The organism is Erwinia sp. SLM-02 (assembly GCF_037450285.1).
Lineage (GTDB): Bacteria > Pseudomonadota > Gammaproteobacteria > Enterobacterales > Enterobacteriaceae > Erwinia.
This window is the reverse complement of the sequence record NZ_JAQISN010000015.1, coordinates 1-1,141: the sequence shown is the minus strand read 5'-3', so window position 1 is coordinate 1,141 and position 1,141 is coordinate 1. Positions and strand designations below refer to the sequence as shown.

General features: G+C 53.0%; 1 protein-coding gene. It reads right to left on the bottom strand.

Annotation, left to right across the window (positions count from 1 at the left end; all coding sequences use genetic code 11):
* Position 1: 1 nt before the first annotated feature.
* The coding region (gene tuf, locus PGH32_RS24515; RefSeq protein ID WP_337895399.1) for an elongation factor Tu at positions 2-1,141 on the bottom strand (1,140 nt) is incomplete at its 5' end.

Sequence of the window (1,141 nt, the reverse complement as noted above, 5' to 3'; positions counted from 1 at the left end):
ATTAAGCGATAACTTTAGCAACAACACCAGCACCAACGGTACGGCCGCCTTCGCGAATTGCGAAACGCAGACCGTCGTCCATTGCGATTGGTTTGATCAGTTCAACAACCAGTTTAATGTTGTCGCCTGGCATTACCATCTCAACGCCTTCTGGCAGTTCGATGGTACCGGTCACGTCAGTTGTACGGAAGTAGAACTGTGGACGGTAGCCTTTGAAGAATGGGCTATGACGGCCGCCTTCTTCTTTAGACAGAATATAAACTTCTGACTCGAACTTGGTGTGTGGCTTGATTGAGCCTGGCTTAGCCAGAACCTGGCCGCGCTCAACGTCTTCACGCTTAATACCACGCAGCAGGATACCACAGTTCTCACCCGCACGGCCTTCGTCCAGCAGCTTACGGAACATTTCAACGCCGGTACAGGTTGATTTCACGGTGTCTTTCAGACCCACGATCTCAACTTCTTCGCCGACTTTAACGATACCGCGCTCTACACGACCGGTAACAACAGTACCACGGCCGGAGATGGAGAATACGTCTTCGATAGGCAGCAGGAACGGCTTGTCAATCGCACGCTCTGGCTCTGGGATGTAAGAATCCAGGTAACCAGCCAGCTCGATGATCTTAGCTTCCCACTCAGCTTCGCCCTGCAGTGCTTTCAGAGCAGAACCGTGAACGATTGGGGTGTCGTCGCCTGGGAAGTCGTACTGTGACAGCAGGTCACGTACTTCCATCTCAACCAGCTCCAGCAGCTCTTCATCATCAACCATGTCGCATTTGTTCATGAACACGATGATGAATGGAACGCCAACCTGACGACCCAGCAGGATGTGCTCACGAGTCTGCGGCATTGGGCCGTCAGTCGCAGCAACAACCAGGATTGCGCCATCCATCTGAGCAGCACCGGTGATCATGTTTTTCACATAGTCGGCGTGGCCCGGGCAGTCAACGTGCGCGTAGTGGCGTGACGGGGTGTCATACTCAACGTGAGAGGTATTGATGGTGATACCACGTGCTTTTTCTTCTGGTGCGTTATCGATCTGGTCGAATGCACGAGCAGAACCGCCGTAGGTTTTAGCCAGAACGGTGGTGATAGCAGCAGTCAGGGTAGTTTTACCGTGGTCAACGTGGCCGATAGTACC